Origin of the sequence: Gracilibacillus phocaeensis (assembly GCF_900626275.1) — a bacterium.
Taxonomy (GTDB): domain Bacteria; phylum Bacillota; class Bacilli; order Bacillales; family Amphibacillaceae; genus Gracilibacillus; species Gracilibacillus timonensis.
On the sequence record NZ_LR131143.1, the window covers coordinates 257,644 to 276,612 of the forward strand.

The 18,969-nt window shown below is 41.3% G+C and carries 21 protein-coding genes; 8 read left to right on the forward strand and 13 right to left on the reverse strand.

Going from position 1 to position 18,969, the window contains the following annotated elements; all coding sequences use genetic code 11:
* Positions 1-28: 28 nt before the first annotated feature.
* The 5 genes from E0E32_RS05720 to E0E32_RS05740 all read left to right on the forward strand — a co-directional run bounded on the left by E0E32_RS05720 (position 29) and on the right by E0E32_RS05740 (position 2,845).
* Positions 29-679, forward strand: a complete 651-nt coding sequence (locus tag E0E32_RS05720; RefSeq protein ID WP_130859246.1) for an SDR family oxidoreductase — start codon at positions 29-31, stop codon at positions 677-679.
* A gap of 302 nt (positions 680-981) precedes the next feature.
* The gene (locus E0E32_RS05725) at positions 982-1,149 is read left to right on the forward strand and encodes a Zn-dependent hydrolase (RefSeq protein WP_130859247.1); all 168 of its coding nucleotides are present in this window, start codon (positions 982-984) and stop codon (positions 1,147-1,149) included.
* Positions 1,142-1,492: a Fic family protein gene (locus E0E32_RS05730; RefSeq protein ID WP_130859248.1), complete on the forward strand. Its 351-nt coding sequence runs from the start codon at positions 1,142-1,144 to the stop codon at positions 1,490-1,492. Before E0E32_RS05725 ends, E0E32_RS05730 begins: the two co-directional genes overlap by 8 nt.
* 32 nt (positions 1,493-1,524) lie before the next feature.
* Entirely contained in the window at positions 1,525-1,608 is an 84-nt protein-coding gene (locus tag E0E32_RS22810; RefSeq protein WP_350308622.1) for a hypothetical protein, read from the forward strand.
* 163 nt (positions 1,609-1,771) lie between these two features.
* Entirely contained in the window at positions 1,772-2,845 is a 1,074-nt protein-coding gene (locus E0E32_RS05740) for a PQQ-dependent sugar dehydrogenase (protein WP_130859250.1), read from the forward strand.
* A gap of 194 nt (positions 2,846-3,039) precedes the next feature.
* On the opposite strand, the gene E0E32_RS05745 is transcribed toward E0E32_RS05740, so the two are convergent.
* Complete coding sequence (locus E0E32_RS05745) at positions 3,040-3,357, reverse strand: RNA polymerase alpha subunit C-terminal domain-containing protein (protein WP_066187955.1); 318 nt, start codon at positions 3,355-3,357, stop codon at positions 3,040-3,042.
* Complete coding sequence (locus tag E0E32_RS05750; protein WP_130859251.1) at positions 3,354-3,695, reverse strand: hypothetical protein; 342 nt, start codon at positions 3,693-3,695, stop codon at positions 3,354-3,356. Before E0E32_RS05750 ends, E0E32_RS05745 begins: the two co-directional genes overlap by 4 nt.
* 143 nt (positions 3,696-3,838) lie before the next feature.
* On the opposite strand from E0E32_RS05750, the gene E0E32_RS05755 reads away from it, so the two are divergent.
* Complete coding sequence (locus tag E0E32_RS05755; protein ID WP_066187958.1) at positions 3,839-4,702, forward strand: YitT family protein; 864 nt, start codon at positions 3,839-3,841, stop codon at positions 4,700-4,702.
* A gap of 28 nt (positions 4,703-4,730) precedes the next feature.
* Positions 4,731-5,024, forward strand: a complete 294-nt coding sequence (locus E0E32_RS05760; protein WP_066187960.1) for a YrhK family protein — start codon at positions 4,731-4,733, stop codon at positions 5,022-5,024.
* Positions 5,025-5,041: 17 nt separating this feature from the next.
* Here E0E32_RS05760 and corA read toward each other — a convergent pair whose 3' ends face one another.
* From corA to E0E32_RS05810, 11 genes are all read right to left on the reverse strand, one after another.
* A complete protein-coding gene (gene corA, locus E0E32_RS05765) occupies positions 5,042-5,989 on the reverse strand; it encodes a magnesium/cobalt transporter CorA (protein ID WP_066187962.1) in 948 nt (315 codons plus the stop codon).
* A gap of 18 nt (positions 5,990-6,007) precedes the next feature.
* On the reverse strand, positions 6,008-6,949 hold the full coding sequence (locus tag E0E32_RS05770) for an aminoglycoside phosphotransferase family protein (RefSeq protein WP_066187963.1): 942 nt from the start codon (positions 6,947-6,949) through the stop codon (positions 6,008-6,010).
* Positions 6,950-6,982: 33 nt separating this feature from the next.
* Complete coding sequence (locus tag E0E32_RS05775; RefSeq protein WP_130859253.1) at positions 6,983-9,004, reverse strand: ABC transporter ATP-binding protein; 2,022 nt, start codon at positions 9,002-9,004, stop codon at positions 6,983-6,985.
* Positions 9,004-10,749, reverse strand: coding sequence for an ABC transporter ATP-binding protein (locus E0E32_RS05780; protein ID WP_130859254.1), 1,746 nt, complete (start codon positions 10,747-10,749; stop codon positions 9,004-9,006). Before E0E32_RS05780 ends, E0E32_RS05775 begins: the two co-directional genes overlap by 1 nt.
* Positions 10,750-11,091: 342 nt before the next feature.
* A complete protein-coding gene (locus E0E32_RS22095; RefSeq protein WP_165444970.1) occupies positions 11,092-11,499 on the reverse strand; it encodes a hypothetical protein in 408 nt (135 codons plus the stop codon).
* 74 nt (positions 11,500-11,573) lie between these two features.
* A complete protein-coding gene (locus E0E32_RS05785; RefSeq protein ID WP_066187969.1) occupies positions 11,574-12,095 on the reverse strand; it encodes an RNA polymerase sigma factor in 522 nt (173 codons plus the stop codon).
* A 33-nt stretch (positions 12,096-12,128) separates the two neighbouring features.
* Positions 12,129-12,614, reverse strand: a complete 486-nt coding sequence (locus E0E32_RS05790; protein ID WP_130859255.1) for a hypothetical protein — start codon at positions 12,612-12,614, stop codon at positions 12,129-12,131.
* Positions 12,615-12,705: 91 nt separating this feature from the next.
* On the reverse strand, positions 12,706-14,751 hold the full coding sequence (locus tag E0E32_RS05795; RefSeq protein ID WP_130859256.1) for an ABC transporter permease: 2,046 nt from the start codon (positions 14,749-14,751) through the stop codon (positions 12,706-12,708).
* Between the two features lie 3 nt (positions 14,752-14,754).
* Complete coding sequence (locus E0E32_RS05800; protein ID WP_130859257.1) at positions 14,755-15,513, reverse strand: ABC transporter ATP-binding protein; 759 nt, start codon at positions 15,511-15,513, stop codon at positions 14,755-14,757.
* A gap of 335 nt (positions 15,514-15,848) precedes the next feature.
* Complete coding sequence (locus tag E0E32_RS05805) at positions 15,849-16,868, reverse strand: sensor histidine kinase (RefSeq protein ID WP_130859258.1); 1,020 nt, start codon at positions 16,866-16,868, stop codon at positions 15,849-15,851.
* Entirely contained in the window at positions 16,861-17,550 is a 690-nt protein-coding gene (locus tag E0E32_RS05810) for a response regulator transcription factor (protein ID WP_235817452.1), read from the reverse strand. The genes E0E32_RS05805 and E0E32_RS05810 overlap by 8 nt, the downstream gene beginning before the upstream one ends.
* Positions 17,551-17,756: 206 nt before the next feature.
* Between E0E32_RS05810 and E0E32_RS05815 the strand changes: the two genes are divergently transcribed.
* The gene (locus E0E32_RS05815) at positions 17,757-18,941 is read left to right on the forward strand and encodes an FtsW/RodA/SpoVE family cell cycle protein (protein WP_286171749.1); all 1,185 of its coding nucleotides are present in this window, start codon (positions 17,757-17,759) and stop codon (positions 18,939-18,941) included.
* Positions 18,942-18,969 lie beyond the last annotated feature (28 nt).

Here is an 18,969-nt window from a genome sequence, read left to right on the forward strand (position 1 = left end):
AGATAATTAAAAAGAAAGGGTGAATGTTATGCATATTTTAGTAGTTGGAGCAAATGGACAAATAGGTAAACACTTAGTCAAGCAGATTCAAGAAAATGGAGATCAGGCACGAGCACTTATTCGCAAAGAAGAACAGGCTGATTACTTTAAAGAGTTAGGCGCCGAGGTTGCTATTGTCAATTTAGAAGATGAGGTCGAAGCAATCGCAAAAGCAGCTGAAGGTGTTGACGCGGTTGTATTTACAGCTGGATCCGGTGGTAATACTGGAAAAGATAAAACCTTGATGATTGACTTAGATGGTGCGGTAAAAACCATTCAAGCAGCTGAAAAAAACAACATCAAACGCTTTATTATGATCAGTTCGTTTGATACTAGCCGTGAAGCCATTCAAGCGGCGCCTGAATCATTTGCGCCTTACGTCGTAGCAAAACATTATGCCGACGAATGGCTATTAAACACCGACTTAGACTATACAATCATTCATCCGGGCATGTTAACCAATGACCCTGGCACCAATCAAATTAAACTTGGAGCCAAGGTAGCAAGAGGCGAAGTACCTCGAGAGGATGTCGCCAAAGTGATTTATACCAGCTTGAATAACGACTCCACCATTGGCAAGAGATTCCAAGTGGTAGGTGGACAGACTCCGGTGGAAGAAGCGATTCAGTCAGTAAAATAAGAAGGAAATCGAGTAGTACTCACTCGTTTTTACTAAGAAAGGTTTGTGCATACGTCACAGCCCTTTCTTTTTTTGATGTCATTTTTGCAATCGGTTATAATAAAGAAAGACTGTCATCAGTGATCCCCACTTTGGTTCTTCTGAGTATACTCCAACTCTGGAAGTAAGGTCTTACGGATAAGGACACCAGGATATAGGAATGACCAACAACAAAAAACGGAAAATTCATTCCTTAAGTTTAAAAAGAATCTATTACTTGGTTTCTTGAAAGATACACGTTGTAATAAAGGAGAATCGAATTAATGAAGCATTTAACGATACATTCTGTCGAGTTTCAACAGATCTTGCATAATTTACACATCGAAGACTTGCAAATATCCAGCGCCAATCAGAAAAAAATCCTCGATCTCCTGAATGCTGGAGACCAGATAACCCCAGCTAAAATAAAGGAGTTGTACCAACGTGGATAAGTATCATTCTACCAATAATGACCAGTATCTACTAACCCATAACCTTATTGGGGCTGAAACTTTCCAAGAGCTAAAGGATTTAGAAGCAATGGCGTTTGCTGCACGAGCAGCGGAATTTGTGAAATCGAAGCACGTTCTCACTAGCTTCACCGAAGAGGATTTCAAAGGCCTCCATCAGCACCTTTTCCAAGATGTCTATTCCTTTGCAGGAGAATACCGGGATGTTGACTTAGCCAAAGGAGATACACAATTTTGTAAAGCAGCCTTCCTTTCGTCCTATGCAAAGACATTGTTTAACCAGTTACTTCACGAACCGGAATGGCCTTCTTTAGCATTGCCATAGAAAGATTGGCCTATTTTAAGGCAGAGCTTAACATGCTGCACCCCTTTCGAGAGGGCAATGGTCGCGTGATACGTATGTTCATCCATGACTATGCCAAGGCGCGTCAGATTGATTGACACTATGAAACGATCACCCGGGAAGTTTATATCACCGCCATGATCCAATCTGTCACCAATACCAGCGCCTTGCAATCCCTTTTTTTGCAAACCATCAACTACAAGAAATGATGAATACTTCCTATCATAAACGGGTACACGTATGGTGAAGGAGGGTCAGCGGATGCGAATTTTTGTTTACGTATTAACTATTTTGTTCTTAATTGGCTGCTCAGAAAACCCATCACAAGAACAAGAAGACAGCCAAGAAACACCAGTCAACCCAGAAACAGAAGCAATGTCTGTAGAAAGTTTAGGGGATAATCTGGATACCCCATGGACCATAGCCAAACACGAAGATACCATATACCTTACAGAACGCCCGGGTGCCATCGTCCAAATAGAAGATGGTCAATCTGTCCAACAAGAAGTAGACTTGGAAAAATCTATATCTACTGCGTCAGAAGCAGGCTTCCTAGGCTTTACCTTAGCACCTGATTTCGCTGAGTCACAAACGGCTTTTGCTTATTATACATATGAAGAGGATGGCAATGCCTATAATCGAATTGTCTCGTTGCAATTGACTGATGATACCTGGGAAGAACAGCGAGTGCTGCTTGATCAGATTCCAAGTGGTAATGTTCATCATGGAGGCCGGCTTGCCATCGGCCCAGATAATAAGCTCTACGCCACAACCGGTGACGCAGCACAACCCGAGTTAGCGCAAGATGTCCAGTCATTGGCTGGAAAAATTCTACGCTTAAACCTGGATGGCTCGATCCCCGAGGACAATCCTTTTAATGATTCTTACATCTATAGTTATGGCCACCGTAACCCACAAGGCTTGGTTTGGGATTCAGAAGACCAGTTGTATGCTACCGAACATGGCAATAATGCCAATGATGAGATCAACTTAATCGAAGCAGGGCAAAATTACGGCTGGCCTCATATTGAAGGAGAAGAAACGCAACAAGACATGGAATCCCCGCTATTCACCTCGGGAACGGAGGTAACTTGGGCCCCTTCTGGTGTGGATTTCTATGATGATAAATTATTTGTTGCGGCTTTACGAGGAACAGCGTTACTGGAGTTTGACTTAGATGCCAATACACAGCAAACATTCCTGGAAGGATATGGCCGAATTCGTGATATTTATATAGAGGATGACGAACTCTATTTTATCACCAATAATACCGATGGCCGTGGTTCCCCGCAAGCAGATGATGATCAGCTTTATCGTATCACTTTAACAGAATAACAGCAGATTGCCTGCTGTTATTCTTGTTTGTCGCCAACTTGCCCCCGTAACAAACGAAATAAGCCTATTACTAATAAGATAAAGGCAAGCAATTCCAATGCTCTAGGTATGAATAAATGGAATAAGGTGTATTGTTCACCCAAATTCAACGAGATGGCATCGATACCCCCTTCATCTATAGTAATAAAAACAAACTAGTTATTTCCATTTAATCCTCTCTTATTTGCATCTTGAAAACCATGTCCTTCCTCTGCCAATGCTTTCCTTAATACCGGCAAGGAAGCTTTTCCTATACCATGAAGCCTTAATATCTGTTTTTCCGAGTACCTAGATAAGACTTCCAGCGTGTCAATACCCTCGGCTATCAATGCCCTTCTCGCAGGTGCACTGACCTCAGACAGAAAACCTGTCGTCGGCTTCTTTTCTTCTTCACAGGTTGGACAGGTAGGGCAATCACTACTTTTATAGTAACGATGCCCCTTGTCACAGATTCTTAACGTTTTCTCACTCATCGATTCTCCTCCTGCATATAAGCCAAAACTGCCTGTTTTGTGCTTTCCAGTTCTTCATCAACTATTGCTTTGAAATGAAAGGCTTCTTCTAGCTCCTCTATCAATTTATCTGTTGTGGAATAAGGGATACTATCTAGATTTACCGCAAAACCAATTGCAGCAATATCCTCATGATAAAGATTATAGTGATGGGAAAGGTCAATCATTTCACTTGTCAAGGAAGCTACTAACCGCTCTAAAGGGAGATGAACATGCCGAACTGCAATCTGTTCTCCAAACTCATCCATAATGATTAGTCTACTCTCATTCATTTGATAGTTGGCAAGAAAAGCATACATGATAGAACCTCCTCTATATTTTACATAAAGTATACCACATTAATATAGGAAGAAAACGGGTATTACTTACTTTTCAAACGCTTGACAAATGCGTATAATAAAAAACGTGCTCCAAATAAATGATTTAAGAATCGAGGTAAATCATGAAGAAAACAAAAAAACAACAAGTCATGGCGGTAGTGCGTGGAATAATGGTTGCCATTGGCGGCTTTATTACAGCCTACGGATTAGAAGCTGTCTTGATACCTAATAATGTATCAGATGGGGGAGTGACTGGTCTTAGTATTGTCGGCTCGCAATGGACAGGATTGCAGTTGGGGATTCTGATCACCTTGCTCAACATCCCGTTTATTATTCTCGGTTATAAACGCATTGGACAAAACTTTGCGATCTACTCGATTATTGGAATTATTTCACTGGCCGTCAGTACCAATCTCATGCACCATATCCCTACCATTATCGAAGGGGACACGCTGCTAATCACCGTGGTTGGGGGCATTATTATTGGTTTCGGTATGGGGCTTGCGCTTAGGAATGGCGGGGCACTAGATGGCATTGATATGCTAGCAGTGCTTCTATCAAAAAAATCTCCCTTTGGCACAAGTGATTTGATTCTCTTTTTAAATATGTTCGTCTTTATCATTGTTTCTACTGTATTTGGCTTCCAAGGTGCTATTCTATCCGCTATCGCTTATTTTATCGCTTCTAAGGTGATTCATATTGTAGAAGAAGGCCTCAGCGGTACCAAAACCTTCAATATCATTACCGATCAGCCAGAGGTTATGGCAAAAACGATTGCTGACCGTTTGCAACGAGGATCAACTTATAAAACAGTACAAGGTAGTTATTCCAAAGAAGAGTTTGTCGAGGTATCTTGTGTAGTCAACCGCTTAGAGGAAAGCAAGATGAAGGAAATTATTCAGGAAATTGATCCGAAGGCTTTCGTCACCGTCTATGACACTTCAGAGGTTCGCGGGGGCAGTTTCTCCAAGCACGTTATTGATTAATATGGTTACAATGGAAAGGGGACTATCAATGAAACTTCAATTTGACAACGAACTTGACCTAAATTTAAGGAATGTCCAGTTACGCATCACCAGCTTTTATAAATTTCTCTACCAAATCAATGATTTGATACTGGGTATTATTTTCTTAATTGGCAGTTTCCTATTTTTCAGTGAATCGACCACCTTTTACGGAACAATTCTATTTGTGATAGGTAGTGTGCAAATGTTGATTCGGCCAGTGATCTCTATCGTACATGATATTCATATCTCTAAAGTAAAGCAGCAAATGGATAATGACCGTAAAAAAGCTCCTCGTACTTGATGACGAGGGGCTTTCTCTTAAAACCAGTTCTTTCGTTTAAAATATAAAATTAACAACGCGCTAATAATCAATATAGCAGCCACAATCGTTATATAACCATATGACCAATTCACCCCTGGCATATATTGAAAATTCATGCCGTAAAAACCCGTGATCAGCGATAAAGGCAGGAAAATAGCTGATACCAGTGTTAATAGCTGCATCACACGATTCATGCGATACGAATTGATCGAGGCATAATTGTCACGAATATCACCGGTCATCTCCTGTGCTGCTTTAATCATATTCATTTGTTTAATCATATGATCCTCAATATGATGAAGATAGGCCTGCTGCTTATCCGGCTGGGCAAAGTCTTCTTCCTGCTTTAAACCATCAATTAATTCAAACATCGGATGCAGCACTCGCTTCAGCCTGATAATAACGGAGCGAATCCGGAAGACGTCGTCCATTAAATCCTTGCTTATCGTAACATCAACATGACGCTCTTCAAAGGAAAATACATCATCCTCTACCTGATACACATAATCAAAATAGTTATCTACCACCTGATCCAAGATGATGAGGGCGGCATCTGTCGGTGTTAACGATATCTGGTCAAAGGATTTTAGGACTTGCTCCAAATTACTTAATCCACCCTGTTGGTCTTGACGATAGGTAACAAGGAAGTGCTGCTTCATAAAGATATTAATCGCTTTTGCCGTATAATCATGACCATCAATAGCCTGACACGCCAAAAATTGATAGTCTTGGTATGATTTGAATTTCGGACGAGTGATTGTCTTTACTGTATCCTCAATTTCCAATGGGTTAAAGTGAAAACTAGTTGATAATAATTGATTTTCTTCCTTAGTAGGCTGCACAAAGTCATACCATACAAAAGACGCGTCCAGAGGAATGTCTTTCTCTTTAGTTGTTTCCTGCCATTCTCCTGAGGTTGTTTGATATCGAATGAAAACCGCCATTCTGCCCCTCCTTACTTCTCAAGTCTCTAGCTGCCGAAATTCCTGTAACAATGCTTGTTGAATCTCGCTGTATTCTTCCTCTGTTAATCTATCATACAATAATTGCTCACAAAATTCAGCGATATCCTCTAAGGAGCGTCTTATTTGATAAAATTGGAGCGCTACTTGATCGATCTCAAATCCTTGATGTGCCTCTTGATAGATTCGCAAAAAATAAGATGAATAAGGTCGATCAATCATATGAAACAAATCCGCTTCTGGTGGAGCCAGAGTTAATCCTTCCCAATCAATAAGGATCAGATTTTCGGCTGTTTGCATCAAATTCCAATGATGCAAATCGGTGTGACAAAGCACCATGCGTGGCGGATCAACAATTAATCTTTGTGACAGCTTGGTTACCAGCTTAAAATAGCTGTTCCATGTTTCAAAGTGAGGAGCCAGTATGACTTGAAGCTCTTTTGGTATCTTCCCTGAAGATATCGTTTGAAACAAGTCCGGATAAGGAAGATGAAAATCCTCTTTAAGTGGTGCTGTCTCAACCGAAATTTCTTTTCCATAACGATGAAGTTCACTCACCATGGAGGCTAATTCACTAACCTGTGGATTGGTTAGTTTTCGATCTCCTACCGTGAAGCCATCAATAAACGGATATAACAAATAAACGCCATGCTGATCTTCACAGCTGTATTCACCCTTAATAGTTTGAAGAGATACTGCCATTTTCCCCGCTAGTCTGCTATGCTGATCTAACCATTTTGTCACTGGTACATAGTCAGCAATGCTCGCTGTTAATACAGGTGTGGAGGCGCGCTGTTGTTCATAAACCTTTAAGAAATATTTCTTCTCCTCTTCCGTAATAAGCAGAAAGGCAAGTGCAGCCCATCCGCCTGTCACTTGCCTTATCTGTTTTATTTTCAGTCCATAGTTTTGTTCGATGGTTTGTTGCATTATTTTTTGCATCACCTAACTGTCCCCTTTCAGAGAATGCACCATTTAAGAAATATGCTGCTTATTTTTGCCCAACTGCATTTGATACATCTTGAAGTATTCGCCCTCTTTCGCTAACAAGGACACATGATTACCTTGCTCAATAATTTCGCCATGCTGCAATACAAAGATTTTGTCTGCTTGTTGAATCGTTGACAAGCGATGGGCAATCACAAGCGTGGTTCTTCCCTTTTTCAAGACTTGCAATGCTTGTTGAATCATTCCCTCGGTTTCAGTATCGATATTGGCAGTGGCTTCATCAAGGATCAAGATAGCCGGATCAAAGGCCAGAGCACGGGCAAAGGATAATAATTGTCGCTGTCCGGTAGAAAATTCATTTCCCTTTTCCTTGACCGGTTCATCATATTGTCTTGGCAGTTTTTCAATAAACTTATCTGCTCCAACGGCTTTCAATGCCGCAATGGCTGCTTCACGACTGACGGCTGGATCATTCATCGTAATATTGGACAAAATCGTACCGGTAAAAATAAACGGATCTTGCAGCACGATACCAATGTGCTGACGCATCTGTTGTTTGGAATAGTTTCGTGTATCCTCTCCATCGATCAGAATACGACCATGCACCGGATCATAAAAGCGGAACAGTAGGTTCATGATCGTACTTTTTCCAGAACCGGTATGACCGACAAAGGCAGCTGTTTCTCCTGCCTGAATGGAAAAATCAAGTTCTTGTAACACATAATCATCTTTTTTATAGGCGAAAGAAACCTGGTCAAAGACAACCTTGCCTTGATAACGAGGGATTGCTTGATGATTCATCGGCTCCCCTTCTTCATCAAGCAGGTGGAATACCCTGCTGCCAGAGGCTCTTGCTTGCTCCAACTGTTCCAGCTGACTAGCCATTTGATTCATTGGTTCAAATAAACGGTTGATCAGATCGACTAAGGCGTACAATAAACCTGCCGATATAAGTGTTGTACCGTCCAACGCCACATTTCCAAAATAAAGGATGAAGGCCACAAACGCAACATTTCGTAACAAATCGACTAAATTAAAGGAAGTTGCAGCATTAAAAGTATTCATTTTTGTTTGATAGGTACGCTGCTTCTCATTTAATGTTTCAAATTCACCCATCATACGGTTCGTTTGATCATAGGCTTGAATCATCGTCATCCCTTGAATCGATTCGTTAATATTCGCATTAATATGGCTATTCGTTTCACGGATCACCCGATTGTAATGCCCGCCAATTTTCTTATAGACGCGCATCCAAATTACCAGTATTGGTACAAGCACCAAGGCAATCAAGCCAATCTTGACATCCAAAATAAACAAGGCAACAAAAATCCCCAGCATATAAATACTTCCAGAGGCAAACACCTCCAACACCTTGACATAGAGTTCCCTAATCGCTTCCGTATCATTGGTCACCCTTGCCAGAATCCTCCCAGCCGGCTGATCGACAAAATATTTAACCGGTAAACGCTGGATATGATGAAAGACATCCTTACGCATTTTCTGAATAATCCGATTAGAGGCGTACTGTAGCAAATACGTCTTGTAGTAAATGAAGATGGAAGCAATTAAGATCAGGCCGATGTATAGCGCCAACAGCCCGACAATCGGCAACACCTCCCCTTGGAAAAAGGACAATACTTCTCCTGTAGAGAGCTGACTGCCATTCACTTCGATCTGTTCTCCTTGATAGTCTAAGGTAATCTTTGTCTCATCTGCTTCGACAAAGGCAGCTTCTAGCGGTACCTCTCCTTCCAGTAAATAATAATGCAGACCATCTTGAAAAAGGGTAATCATTGCACCATCCTCTTGCTCGACACGATCGATGCGCTGGTAATATTGGCCCTGCCATTCTACACCAGTCTGGTCACCCGTCTCCACATATTGATTGGCAACCCCGGTGATGTGCTGATCGATCAAATGCTTGGCAATAAACGGTCCTGATAACTCCAGACCTACCGCAAAAATCAAACAAACAAGCCCAATCATAATGGTTTTCTTGAAATACAAAGCATAACGGAATAACCGCTTTTCTGTTGTTTGTTTTTCCATCAGTTCTCACCTTCTTCCATCTGTTGGATCAGGAATTGGTGGTAATACCAGCCACGTTCCTGCATTAGTTGTTGGTGCCCGCCGTGTTCGGTGATTTCTCCATTTTCCAGAACAATGATCTGGTCAGCATGGGTCACGGCAGACAGGCGGTGGGCAACAATGATCGTCGTTTTATTGGTACGCTCTTGTTTTAAGTGATCAATAATATTCGCTTCTGTTTTACCATCCACCGCCGATAAGGAATCATCGAGAATCAATATTTCTGGATCTCTGATAAGTGCTCTCGCTAATGACACCCGTTGTTTTTGCCCACCAGATAGCGTAACACCGCTCTCTCCAACCATTGTATTTAGACCATCAGGCAGGTTCTCTATATCAGACTGAAGTGCGGTTTTTTCTAAAATTTGTTGAATGTCCGCATCGGTAGCTTGCGGATTTCCGAAAAGAATATTTTCTTTGACAGTTTTGGAAAATAGGATATGATCTTGTGGCACATAACCAATCCATTGGCGTGTTTTCTCCAAAGCTATTCGCTCAATTGGTACCTGGTTAATCCGCAACTCTCCCTTGTCTGCTGCTGGATATTCTTTTAATAACTGCTTCACCAGTGTTGTTTTTCCTGCACCAGTTAATCCAACCACACCAATCGTCTCACCACGCTTGATGTCTAAATTAATCTGCTGCAATGACGGCATGGTAGCAGTTGGATATTCAAAAGTAATATCTTGAAAGGTGATGTTATCTGGTCTTACCACGTCGATGGGCTGTTCCGGATTTTTGACGTCTGCCTTTTGCCGTAACACATTGTCGATTCGATCTAATGAGGCATTCCCTCTTTGCATCACATTAATTAGTTCTCCCATCGCAAACATCGGCCAAATCAACATTCCTAAATAAACGTTAAAGGCAACCAGCTGTCCCATCGTGATATCTCCCTGAATAATTAAATAAGCACCATAACCTAATCCTATCGTGTAAGACACACCTACTAATATTTTAATCGTAGGTTCAAATAAGGCATCCAATCGGGCGACGGCGATATTTTTTTGAAACACTTCTTCCGCTTTATCGTTAAATCGCTGTTCATCCGATTTTTCCTGCACAAATGCGCGAATGACCCGCACACCTTGAATCGATTCTAGTGTGTTATTGTTTAACTCGCTAAATAAGGTCTGTGCTTCCATAAAACGCAGATGAATTTTCGCGCCATACTTTTGCACAATGTATGCCATAATCGGAAGCGGCAGTAACGTTGCCAGGGTTAATTTCCAATCAATGATAATAAACATAATTCCGATAATAAACGCCATAAAGACGGTGGAGTCAATCAAGGTCAGGATTCCAAAACCAGCCGTTGCCCCTACGGCACGCAGGTCATTGGTGGACCTCGCCATCAGGTCGCCTGTTCGATATCGGCTGTAAAAGGACGGGGTCATCTTCATAAAGTGATTCATTAAACGCGAACGCATCTTTCTTTCCAATAGAATAGCCCTACCAAATAAAGCGTGCCCCCAAAAGAACGAGAGTACATAGATAATCACCATCAAGGCAACAAACAGCCACACGGATTTCATTAGGCTTGCTTGCGTTAATTGATTGGACTGAATGCCATCAATAACATCGCCTGCAATCATAGGAGGAATCGTAAATAACACACTAGAGACAATGATGGCGATAATCGCCAGCGTATAACGCAGCCATTGCTCTTTGAAATACCAAGATAACTTTCTCATCACACTAAACATTTTGCTTTCCCCCTTTTTCTATACATAAAAAACACACCTGACCGTGGCCAGATGTGTTGCATCCATACGAATAAATAAAGCCGCGCTTCCTGTTATTTACGCGACCAAAGATATGACAATTATACTAAAGAATGGATATAAAAGTCAGCAGTTTCCGGATGTGGTCACGCAATAATGATTCCTATTCAATTGATTGACGTGTTTCTTTGTTCGATTAATCATCGTGAACGTGACCTCCTTTTCTTTATTCTTAAGAAAGTATACCCTTTCATGTGGGAGATTGCAATACCTAAATAGTTATTTTTTTGTAAAATGGGGGGAGGGGAGACGGGGCTTTCGTTCTTATGAACTGGGGAATGCGATTGGCGCTTCCCCACAGTCCACGAGATGAATCTTACAGACAAAAAATCGTACATTCGCGAAATTCTGTCCGTAAGAATGAATCTTACAGACAAAAAATCGTGCAATCACGAAATTCTGTCCGTAAGAATGGATCTTACAGACAAAAAATCGTGCATTCGTGAAATTCTGTCTGTAAGAATGGATCTTACAGACAAAAAATCGTGCAATCACGAAATGCTGTCCGTAAGAATGGATCTTACAGACAAAAAATCGTGCAATCACGAAATGCTGTCCGTAAGAATGGATCTTACAGACAAAAAATCGTGCATTCGTGAAATTCTGTCTGTAAGAATGAATCTTACAGACAAAAAATCGTGCAATCACGAAATGCTGTCCGTAAGAATCCATTCTTATGGACAACATTTCACGAGCTAGTGATTTTAACGATTGAGATCATTCCCGGCCCAATAATGACCCCACCTCTATGCACTGGTTGATAGGGTTAGCTCATCTTTTTCAATATAATAATCTTTCAACAATTGTCTTACGCGAAACACCCTAGTCTTAACCGCTCCCTGACTGATATGCAGACGATCGGCAATTTGCTGGTCATCTAGTTCTAAGCTGATTTTCAAATGGAAAACAGCTAATAATTTTGGACGATTGCCAAGGCATTGTTCCATTTCTTCTAACATCAAGGAACTATTTAAGCTTTCTTCAACAAAGTTTCGAGCTAATAATGTCATTTCCTCCATCCAGCCGGGCTCCTCAAACAAATACATCTGATGCCGTTTATCTTTACGCAACTGATCGATTGCCGTCCTCTTCGTAATCGTTTTTAACCATGATCCTAACTTTTCTACTTGAGTAAGCTGAGGGCCTTGCCTGAACACCTTGATCCATGCTTCTTGAACGATATCCTCTGCCTTTTGCTTATCTTTGACAACTTGCATGGCTGTATAATACATCATCGCTTGAAATTGCTCGACCATTTTTTCAAACATCACGTTATCTCTCCCTCCATCTTTTCGGCCAGCTTACTCCACTTCTAACTGTACTTCTCCGTCAAGATTTTCTCCTTCTATACTTAGATACTCCCAGCCGCTATTTAAGTCAATAGTGGTGGTATGCTCGCCTGCCTCATCGAACAATACCTTTTTTCCCGAATCGACTGTATTCCAATATATTCTGACTTCCCCATGCTGTATATCGGCTTGAAAAGTGATAGTGAGTGTTCCATCAGCTTCCTGATCGAGCGAGGCACCACCGAATAAATTTTCCGATTGGGAGAACTGTTGATAGGTTGCCTGATAGGTTCCGGTATACTTGCCTTCCTCAAAAGTCCGCTCTCCCTTTAAGGATCTATCTGAGGTAAGGGCATCATCACCAAACCAATGAGTAATGGTGTCCCCTGCCTTCCGAATACCCTCTGTGAATATATTCTCCTCGTCAGATCCTGTCCCGCCACACCCCATCAATAATAAAAAGGTCATCGTTGCAAGCATCCACCGTAGTGCTTTCATTTTATCCTCACCTTTCCAATATATCGTTTTTTATCAAAAGGAAACATCGATTACCCTTTCTGTTTCCTTACAATGTTGTAAGATAAAGCTATCAGCCTTGTCTGCGCACAATACCAAAATACACACGGGACGTCTGCCAGTAAACCAACAAATAACACAATCCAAAAATGGCAACAGCAAAAATGGTCACCATATTAAAAAACTCGTCATTATTAAGCCCGAACATCAGCAATATTTTTTTGATCGTTGGCAGGGCAAACAGTAAATGAATCACCGCCAGAACAACTGGAAACAAGAATACCATCAGAATTTGACTATGAATCGTCTGCCGGACTTCTTTGTGGCTCATCCCTACCTTCTGCATCACTTCAAAACGATAGGCATCTTCATAACCTTCTGAGATCTGCTTGTAATAAAGGATCAAAGCCGTAGCAATAATAAAGGTTAAGCTAAATACTAATCCAAGAAATAGCAAGCCGCCATTCAACGCTTGCGTCGTTGCACGATCATCATCAATCGATTGCACCGATAGATAGTTTCGGTTTTCATTAGGAAGCTGTTGATTGGAAGTCTCCTGATTCATAACATCTACCTGAGCTAGCAAATCTTCGGTGAAATTCAATCGTTCTTCCCTTGCCCCGGAAATATTCATCATTAACAAATTGCCAAATGTCGCCTGGGTATACTGATTATCCTGATTGACTCCTTCGATCACTTGTTGAATTGTCTGTTGATCACTGGCAATAAAAATGTATTCTCCACCTATGATACTTTCCTGGGTCGTTCGTTCCGAAAAAGGTAGACTGTCCAACTTTGCCTTGATAGTAAAGGTTTGCCCACCTATCGTGATCTCGTCATATGGCAGTTCGCCTGATCGAACAAAGACCATGACTTCATCCGCCGCTAACTGTTCTTCATTTCCCGTCACAGACTGATAGGCACTTAGTGGAATCAGTTCGATTTCTGCCATACCACCTTCCCGAGTCATTCCTTGCGATTGCTGTTGCAGGAAATCTTGTTCGGTGGCAGCAGTGAACTGATTTTCTATCTGTTTCATTTGCGGAAACATCGAGGTACCCTGTAAATGAAAGATCTCTTCTACCTCCACCGGATGCTCCTCTGCCAATTCCGTTACCAAAGTCTCCAACTGATCATCGGGCAGCTGACTGGTTATTTTCACATCAACAGGGTTTCTATCTCTCACCCCTTCTTCTAATCCAACAAATAAACCGGCGGTGGAAGAAATCGTCACTAACACCATCGTACTGAGAATACAGATGCTCGCTAGCCCAGTCCCATTTTGCCGCATGCGATAAATCATACCAGCAATATTAACAAACGCCTTAGGGCGATAATAGACACGCTCGCGATTCCGTAAAAATTTAAGAATAGTTACACTGGCGGCAATCAACAATAGATACGTACCAATGATCACCAACACAATCGCCAAAAAGAAAATAGGTAGACCTTCCGTTGGCGAGGTAATTGATAAGGATAAATAATAACCTGTACCTAAACAGACAAAGCTGAGGATGCTGACAATCCAATGGGTTTTGGGTTCTTTCTCTCCTGCTTTACTGCCATGTAATAAGTCAATTGGGTTTATTCTTGCTAATTTAATCGTGTTATAGCCGTACAGTAAAACAAATATTCCTACGGTTATCGCCGCAGTTATCAGTAACATTTCCGCCTTCAATTGGAAATCAAACCCTCCTCCAAAACCAGTAATTTTTTGCAAGACGAGGAAAAGAAATTTGGAAAAGGCACCTCCGATCGTCATCCCAATCAATAAGGCGATCAGCATATTTAACAGATTTTCTACAAATAACAGCCAGCCGATATTCTTTTTGTCCATTCCTAACACATTATATAGCCCTAATTCCTGCTGACGACTTTTCATCAAAAATCCATTGGTATAAAAGGCGAAGATAATCGAAAACAAGACAATCACAACGTTTCCCAGAATGAACATATTCCGCAGAGTCTCCCCGTTTGGCATCGCCTCCATCCCATCGTTATTGACAATGATCTGCATCAGCAGATTCAGCATGACTAGAAAAATCATGGAACCTAAAAAAGGATAAGAGGTAGATTTATTGGTGCGGATATTGGTTGCCGCTAATTTCAAATAGTACATCGGCTACACCTCCTTCGTTAACAGCACGGACATTGTTTCCGTAATGTCGTGTACAAAATCCTCACTTTTTTTCTCCCCGCGAAAAAGCTGGTGAAAAATCTGACCGTCCTTTATAAAGAGAATGCGGTTGGCATGGCTGGCCGCTATCGCGCTATGCGTGACCATTAAGATCGTTTGTCCGTCCTGGTTCATGCGATGAAACAATTTCAATAAATTATGGGAAGCCTGTGAATCCAGCGCACCTGTTGGCTCATCGGCCAATACCAAGTCCGGATTGGTTATTAAAGCTCTCGCCACGGCGACGCGCTGCTTTTGTCCACCTGAAATTTCATAAGGGAACTTTTCCAGCAAGTCCGTAATGCCTAACGATTCTGCTAAAGGATTTAACCGCTGCTTCATTTCTTTGCGAGGTAGCTTGGATAACACAAGCGGCAAAAATATATTATCTTTGACATTAAAGGTATCAAGTAGGTTAAAATCTTGAAAGACGAAACCGAGATGCTGCCGCCGGAATTGAGCGGATTTCCCTTCTGGAATATCATTTAGACTTTGCTGTTGCAGCTTCACCTCTCCTTCTGTCACCTTGTCAAGGGTTGCCAGTATATTCAGTAGTGTACTTTTTCCTGAACCAGATTCCCCCATAATCGCGATATACTCACCGGGCTCCACATCAAACGTAATATTCTTTAATGCCTCTACTTCATAACTGCTAAGGCGAGGCCGATAAATTTTTTTCACTCTGTTAACTTGTAGTAGTGTCATTATGTCTCACTCCTTTTTTCTTATAATCCTAGTGTAGAACACGTTCTTGCCAAAAAACAGTTACAATCCGCTGCCTTCATACTACATTTTTGTAACCTTTACCGATTGCAATGATTTTGACCTTGAACGAACTGAGGTGCCGTATCTCGGTTCGAGTAATAATAAAGGACCAGGCAGAGGAGGCCCGGTCCTTTATCGATCACTCAAAGTAGTCACTGAATTGCCGGTTCATTCCAGGTCAAATCGTTCCAAATCCTATTATATCGATAATTCTAAGCTTTCTTACCTTACACAAAAAAGAAGAAGTACCTGCTAAGGCCTTCTTCCTGTAGAATTCAATCTATTACACGCACATGTTGAGTGGCATCGATGGTTACTTCGGTTCCTTCGTTAATGACGGAGGTAATCGATAAGCGAATGCCCAGCTGATTGGCAATTTCCTTGCACATATATAACCCAAGTCCGCTGGAGGCTTCATTTTCTCGACCATTAAAACCCGTATAACCCCTTTCAAAGACGCGTGGTAGATCCTCTGGTAAGATTCCCTGTCCCGTGTCCTTAATACATAGTACATCAGGCTGCTGCTTCGGAGAATAAACCGTGATCCCGCCCGTCTTCGTGTACTTAATCGCGTTGAAGATGACTTGTTCTAAGATAAATTGTAACCATTTCTCATCCGTAATAATCATTCCATTGATATGGTTCAACGCTACTTCCAAGTCTTTACGAATAAAAAAGGTGGCATATTTCTTAATGGTTTGCTTCACTAATGCTTGCAATGATATCTCCTCAAAACGAAAGTCATGGTGAATCGACTGCAGCCGCAAATATTGCAGCATCATATCCAAATACTGCTGCGTTTTAAAAATTTCTTCCTTCATTTCTTTTTTTACAGCAGCCTCTGTTGATTCCGATAGTAGATTCAAGGTGGCCAGCGGGGTTTTGATTTGATGGCTCCATAAAGCGTAATAATCACGCCATTCCTTTTCTTGTGTTTGATGTTTGTCACGCAGCTCGTCCATTTGGCTCCCTAATTTATTCAACAACGCTTGGTAATCCTGTTCCAGCAAGCCGGCTTTTTGAAAATTCTCAGCAGCAACATGAAACCAGTCCTGCTGTCTGATATTCACTAGTAATCGGTGTTTGCGCCAAAGCCTTAGGCCGCGATAACCAAGTACGACGATAAACACGGGGAAGGTGAAGAGAATGACATCAGTATACACTTCCACCTCTACATCGTATAGAAAAAAGGTGCTGCCCATCAAGCACAGGATGACAAGATAAGTGAGTAGGAACCACCAATCTTCTCGTAAGAAACGTCCGATAAAAACCAGAATTTCTGTTATCTTATTCATCCTCTTTTACCAACATATAGCCAATTCCCTTAATGGTATGAATCAAGGACGGAAAACCACTGGCGGCTATTTTCTTTCGTAGTCTGGTTATATTTACCGTTAAGGCATTCTTACTAATAAAGGCCTCATCTTCCCATAGTTTTTCCATGATTGCCTCTTTTGTCACCTTTTTCTCGGCAGCATTGAACAGGATCGCCAAGATTTTGGTTTCGTTTGGTGTTAATAGCACGATACGATCTTGATAGCTAAGCTCTCCCTCTAATAAAGATAGATGGATATCTTGATAGGACAGCACTTGTTCTTTATCGCCAAAGTCATAGGTGCGCCGTAATAAAGCCTGTATCTTAGCTACTAATAAATCGATATCAAAAGGCTTGGCCATAAAATCATCTGCCCCCATGTTCATCGCCATCAACATATTCATTTTATCGCTGGCTGATGAAAGGAAAATAACTGGAACTGTTGATAAGTTACGGATTTCCTGACACCAGTGATAGCCATTAAAATAAGGAAGTGAAATGTCCATCAGCACCAACTTTGGTTGAATAGTCTGAAATTCTTCCATAATATGTTGAAAATTATTTGGTATAGCTACGTCAAATCCCCATTTCTGCAGTTCTTCTTGAATGACTCTACTCATTCTCTCATCGTCTTCTACTAAAAAAAGCGTCTGTTCCTCCACCGTTTCACCACCTTGTCAATCTTATTAGCCATAGTATGACAGACGCCAGCAAAAAATACAAAACAGATAACAAATGACCAGCTGACTGTTTTCTTGCATGTTTTAAGGAGATCACTTGAGGGAATGGATAGAAATCGAAATGGTTTCTCCTTATCATTTTATCGGATTTCCTGTATACTAAACCGAAGATAGACTATCTAGAAAGAGTGATTCAATCAATGCAAGAATCTAGTTCTCACGTCAAAAAAATAGATTATATGCTGATATTTATCGTGATCTTGCTCGGGATTGTGAGTGTATTTACGTTATACACCTTAATGCCTTATTTAGGAGAAAACTATTATTTTAGACAAATCACTTGGTATATTGGTGGAGCTATTATGATTGGAGTGATCATGTTTATTGACTATGATCGCATTCTTCAAATTTCCTGGTTTATTTACGGTTTTGGGGTACTGCTTTTGGTGATGCTCTATTTTCATTTTCCGCCAGGTATTGCCCATAATGCGAATAACGCCTGGAGTTGGTTTGATTTCGGTTTTTTTATGCTGCAGCCAGCTGAAATCATGAAGGTTTTTCTGATCATCCATTTAGCGCACATCGTCATTGCCCATAAAGAAAAGTTCGAACAAGCAAGCGTCTTACGTGACCTTTGGTTATTAGTTAAAATAGCGTTACTCTCATTGCCACCGATGATTTTAATCGCTTTACAGCCTGACTTGGGCAGCTTTTTAGTGCTCGTCGCCATTGTGCTTTGTATGATCTTAGTCTCTGGAATACAATGGAAGGTCCTCCTCACTTTATGCATAACGGCAGTCGTTGCTATCGGGGCATTTGTTTTCTTATATATCAGTTTTCCAGAGGAGATCGGTCAATTTGCTGACGATTATGGCTTTGATCATGTCGAGAGCCGATTTAGTGCCTGGTTAGATCCAGATAGCAATACACAAGGGGATTCTTACCAGTTAAATCTGACGATGCGCGCGATTGGTTCTGGTCAGCTTTCCGGCAAGGGTCTTAGTGAATTAGAAGTCCCTGGCATACCAGAGCGGCAAACCGATATGGTCTTTTCTGCGATTGCTGAACAGTTCGGTTTTATCGGTTCGAGTCTATTGATTTTACTATTTTTTATGTTGATTTATCGATTGATACAAATTGGGTTACAAAGTACTGATCCTTTTGGCAGCTTAGTAATGGCAGGTATGATTGGAATGTTCACTTATCAAATTTTTCAAAACGTTGGTATGTCAATCAATCTCTTGCCTATTACTGGACTGCCACTGCCTTTTATCAGCTATGGGGGCAGTTCTACTTTGACCTATCTGCTAGCTATTGGTCTTGCCCTAAATATATATTACCGCACCAAGACCTATATGTTTGGTTCAGATTGATCACCATTGCAAGTTCTCTTTGACGATA